Raw genomic sequence first — 5,170 nt, 5'->3', positions numbered from 1 at the left:
ACTGTCTCACGACGTTCTAAACCCAGCTCGCGTACCACTTTAAATGGCGAACAGCCATACCCTTGGGACCGACTTCAGCCCCAGGATGTGATGAGCCGACATCGAGGTGCCAAACACCGCCGTCGATGTGAACTCTTGGGCGGTATCAGCCTGTTATCCCCGGAGTACCTTTTATCCGTTGAGCGATGGCCCTTCCATACAGAACCACCGGATCACTAGAACCTGCTTTCGCACCTGCTCGACGTGTCTGTCTCGCAGTCAAGCACCCTTATGCTCTTGCACTCATTGCACGATGTCCGACCGTGCTGAGGGTACCTTCGTGCTCCTCCGTTACTCTTTGGGAGGAGACCGCCCCAGTCAAACTACCCACCACACACTGTCCTCGATCCGGATAACGGACCTGAGTGAGAACGCCAATGATGCCAGGCTGGTATTTCAAGGTTGGCTCCCCTCGAACTGGCGTCCGAGATTCAAAGCCTCCCAGCTATCCTACACAGGCAACATCAGCGTCCAGTGTGAAGCTATAGTAAAGGTTCACGGGGTCTTTCCGTCTAGCCGCGGGTACACCGCATCTTCACGGCGATTTCAATTTCACTGAGTCTCGGGTGGAGACAGCGTGGCCATCATTACGCCATTCGTGCAGGTCGGAACTTACCCGACAAGGAATTTCGCTACCTTAGGACCGTTATAGTTACGGCCGCCGTTTACCGGGGCTTCAATCAAGAGCTTCGGACGAATCCTAACACCATCATTTAACCTTCCGGCACCGGGCAGGCGTCACACCCTATACGTCCGCTTGCGCGTTAGCAGAGTGCTGTGTTTTTACTAAACAGTTGCAGCCACCTGGTATCTTCGACCGGTTCGGGCTTAGAGAGCAAGTCTCATCACCCTACGCCGGCGTGCCTTCTCCCGAAGTTACGGCACCATTTTGCCTAGTTCCTTCACCCGAGTTCTCTCAAGCGCCTTGGGATTCTCACCCTGACCACCTGTGTCGGTTTGGGGTACGGTCGCACATGATCTGAAGCTTAGAGGCTTTTCCTGGAAGCGTGGCATCAATGACTTCCTGACCGTAGTCAGTTCGTTTCGTGTCTCGGCCTTGAAGGGTCCCGGATTTACCTAAGACCCAAGCCTACTCACTTTCACCAGGACAACCAACGCCTGGCTCACCTAGCCTTCTCCGTCCCCCCATCGCAATCATGTCCGGTACGGGAATATTGACCCGTTTCCCATCGACTACGCCTTTCGGCCTCGCCTTAGGGGCCGACTCACTCTGCTCCGATTAGCGTCGAACAGAAACCCTTGGTCTTCCGGCGGGGGAGTTTTTCACTCCCCTTATCGTTACTCATGTCAGCATTCGCACTCGTGATACCTCCAGCGAACTTCTCAATTCACCTTCATCGGCTTACACGACGCTCCTCTACCGCTCACACATAGTGTGAACCCGTAGCTTCGGTACCTGGTTTAGCCCCGTTACATCTTCCGCGCAGGCCGACTCGACTAGTGAGCTATTACGCTTTCTTTAAAGGATGGCTGCTTCTAAGCCAACCTCCTAGCTGTCTGAGCCTTCCCACATCGTTTCCCACTTAACCAGGATTTCGGGACCTTAGCTGACGGTCTGGGTTGTTTCCCTTTTCACGACGGACGTTAGCACCCGCCGTGTGTCTCCCACGCTTGCACTCACCGGTATTCGGAGTTTGCCTCGGGTTGGTAAGTCGGGATGACCCCCTAGCCGAAACAGTGCTCTACCCCCGGCGGTGATACGTGAGGCGCTACCTAAATAGCTTTCGAGGAGAACCAGCTATCTCCGAGCTTGATTAGCCTTTCACTCCGATCCACAAGTCATCCAAATCTTTTTCAACAGATCCTGGTTCGGGCCTCCAGTTGATGTTACTCAACCTTCACCCTGCTCATGGATAGATCGCTCGGTTTCGGGTCTATATCCAGCGACTGTGTCGCCCAGTTAAGACTCGGTTTCCCTACGGCTCCCCTAAACGGTTAACCTCGCCACTGAATATAAGTCGCTGACCCATTATACAAAAGGTACGCAGTCACAGAACAAGTCTGCTCCTACTGCTTGTACGCACACGGTTTCAGGATCTATTTCACTCCCCTCTCCGGGGTTCTTTTCGCCTTTCCCTCACGGTACTGGTTCACTATCGGTCAGCCAGGAGTATTTAGCCTTGGAGGATGGTCCCCCCGTCTTCAGTCAAGGTTTCTCGTGCCCCGACCTACTCGATTTCACATGATCAGATTTTCGACTACGGGGCTATCACCCACTATGGCCGCGCTTCCCAGCGCATTCGTCTAATCAGTCACATGCTTAAGGGCTGGTCCCCGTTCGCTCGCCGCTACTAGGGGAATCTCGGTTGATTTCTTTTCCTCAGGGTACTTAGATGTTTCAGTTCCCCTGGTTCGCCTCTTACGCCTATATATTCAGCGCAAGATACTCATCTTATGATGAGTGGGTTTCCCCATTCAGAGATGCCCGGGTCACAGGTTGTTTGCCACCTCGCCGAGCCTTATCGCAGGCTTCCACGTCTTTCATCGCCTCTGGCTGCCTAGGCATCCACCGTGTGCGCTTCATTGCTTGACCCTATAACCCGAAGGAGTCTGGTATCTCGCAATGATAACGATTGCCGGATACGCTTGAGACGTATCACAAAACAATTACGTATAAACGTTTTAAAACGTTTATGTCAGCATGATATACATTGTTAAAGAGCGACTGCTATGCGCAGTGATAAGCGAGTGCTTTTTTCACATCAAAAGGAAAAGAAAGGTTTTTAAAAAAGTCTTTAAAGAAGCTTTTAAAAAGTCTTTTCTCTTCTTTCAACATAAAGAAAACGCTTATCACTGCGTATCAACAGCATTCTGATCAGGTAATTCATTGTGAGCGCTTACCGCGAGGGATGATGCATCGTTTAAGGAGGTGATCCAGCCGCAGGTTCCCCTACGGCTACCTTGTTACGACTTCACCCCAGTCATGAACCACACCGTGGTGATCGCTTTCCCGAAGGTTAAGCTAACCACTTCTGGTGCAGTCCACTCCCATGGTGTGACGGGCGGTGTGTACAAGGCCCGGGAACGTATTCACCGTGACATTCTGATTCACGATTACTAGCGATTCCGACTTCACGGAGTCGAGTTGCAGACTCCGATCCGGACTGAGACCGGCTTTTCGGGATTAGCTGACTCTCGCGAGCTCGCAACCCTTTGTACCGGCCATTGTAGCACGTGTGTAGCCCTACTCGTAAGGGCCATGATGACTTGACGTCGTCCCCACCTTCCTCCGGTTTGTCACCGGCAGTCTCCTTAGAGTTCCCGCCATTACGCGCTGGCAAATAAGGACAAGGGTTGCGCTCGTTACGGGACTTAACCCAACATTTCACAACACGAGCTGACGACAGCCATGCAGCACCTGTCTCTGCGTTCCCGAAGGCACCAAGTGATCTCTCACAAGTTCGCAGGATGTCAAGAGTAGGTAAGGTTCTTCGCGTTGCATCGAATTAAACCACATGCTCCACCGCTTGTGCGGGCCCCCGTCAATTCATTTGAGTTTTAACCTTGCGGCCGTACTCCCCAGGCGGTCGACTTATCGCGTTAACTTCGCCACAAAGTGCGCTAGGCACCCAACGGCTGGTCGACATCGTTTACGGCGTGGACTACCAGGGTATCTAATCCTGTTTGCTACCCACGCTTTCGCACCTCAGTGTCAGTGTCAGTCCAGAAGGCCGCCTTCGCCACTGGTATTCCTCCCGATCTCTACGCATTTCACCGCTACACCGGGAATTCTACCTTCCTCTCCTGCACTCTAGCTTGACAGTTCCGGATGCCGTTCCCAGGTTGAGCCCGGGGCTTTCACAACCGGCTTATCAAGCCACCTACGCGCGCTTTACGCCCAGTAATTCCGATTAACGCTTGCACCCTCCGTATTACCGCGGCTGCTGGCACGGAGTTAGCCGGTGCTTCTTCTGCGAGTGATGTCTTTCCTAATGGGTATTAACCACTAGGCGTTCTTCCTCGCTGAAAGTGCTTTACAACCCGAGGGCCTTCTTCACACACGCGGCATGGCTGGATCAGGCTTTCGCCCATTGTCCAATATTCCCCACTGCTGCCTCCCGTAGGAGTTCGGGCCGTGTCTCAGTCCCGATGTGGCTGATCATCCTCTCAGACCAGCTACGGATCGTCGCCTTGGTGAGCCTTTACCTCACCAACTAGCTAATCCGACATAGGCTCATCCAATAGCGGGAGCCGGAGCCCCCTTTCTCCCGTAGGACGTATGCGGTATTAGCCTGGGTTTCCCCAGGTTATCCCCCACTATCGGGCAGATTCCTATGCATTACTCACCCGTCCGCCGCTCGTCAGCGGGTAGCAAGCTACCCCTGTTACCGCTCGACTTGCATGTGTTAGGCCTGCCGCCAGCGTTCAATCTGAGCCATGATCAAACTCTTCAGTTTAAAATCATTGTGATGCTTACTCGTTACCCGAAAACGTAATATTTACGAACAACAAAAGCGCATCAAACTTGGCTCAAGGTTCAAACGAATTCATTCAAACTTTCGTTCTCATGACCGCTTGCCTTGATATTTGGTGATTTATCACCCTCATCGGCAAGCGCCCACATGAATTACCTGATCAAATTGTTAAAGAGCTGTTTTCGCTGCTGAACTTCTGAAGAAGTTCACTGGCTAACCGATGAACTGGCTTGCCTCAGCGAGGAAGGCGTATTCTACGCATTTCCTGGTGTTTGTCAATCACTGTTTTAAGTGAGTGAAGCGAGTGAGCGAAGAAAGCGAGATAACGATGCTTTCTGGCGTGGCTCGTTTCAAAAAGCGCTGGAAGACATCGAAGCATATTACTGCTGAGCTCTTCTAACCCTCTGACAAACCGAAGGTTTTCACCTTCAATCACCGCTGGTAACGCTGTGCGTCCCCGGCAGCGGATGCGTACTTTACGGATTCGCTGCCGTCTTGGCAAGGACTATTTATAGATAAGTGCGAAAAAGTTTTAAGCCAAGCCGTTTGGTGTTGGAAAGCACTTCGACGGCACTCCATTGGCGGTTACACTTATACCAGCTTGATAGCCCCCAACGCCCACCCCCATTCTGAGGTCCGTGATGAGCCAGCATCTACTAACTGTCGATTCATTACAGCGCGAAAGCGTTGACCAC

At 52.4% G+C, this 5,170-nt stretch carries 2 rRNA genes; both read right to left on the bottom strand.

From position 1 onward, the window contains the following. Window positions 1-2,593, bottom strand: a 23S ribosomal RNA gene (locus AC0UA9_RS16640); the annotation flags it as partial. Between the two features lie 329 nt (window positions 2,594-2,922). Further along, a 16S ribosomal RNA gene (locus AC0UA9_RS16635) occupies window positions 2,923-4,457 on the bottom strand. Between the last annotated feature and the right edge of the window lie 713 nt (window positions 4,458-5,170).

The organism is Colwellia sp. F1, assembly GCF_056238625.1.
The sequence above is the reverse complement of the archived record's forward strand: the minus strand, read 5'-3'. Positions and strand labels throughout refer to the sequence as shown.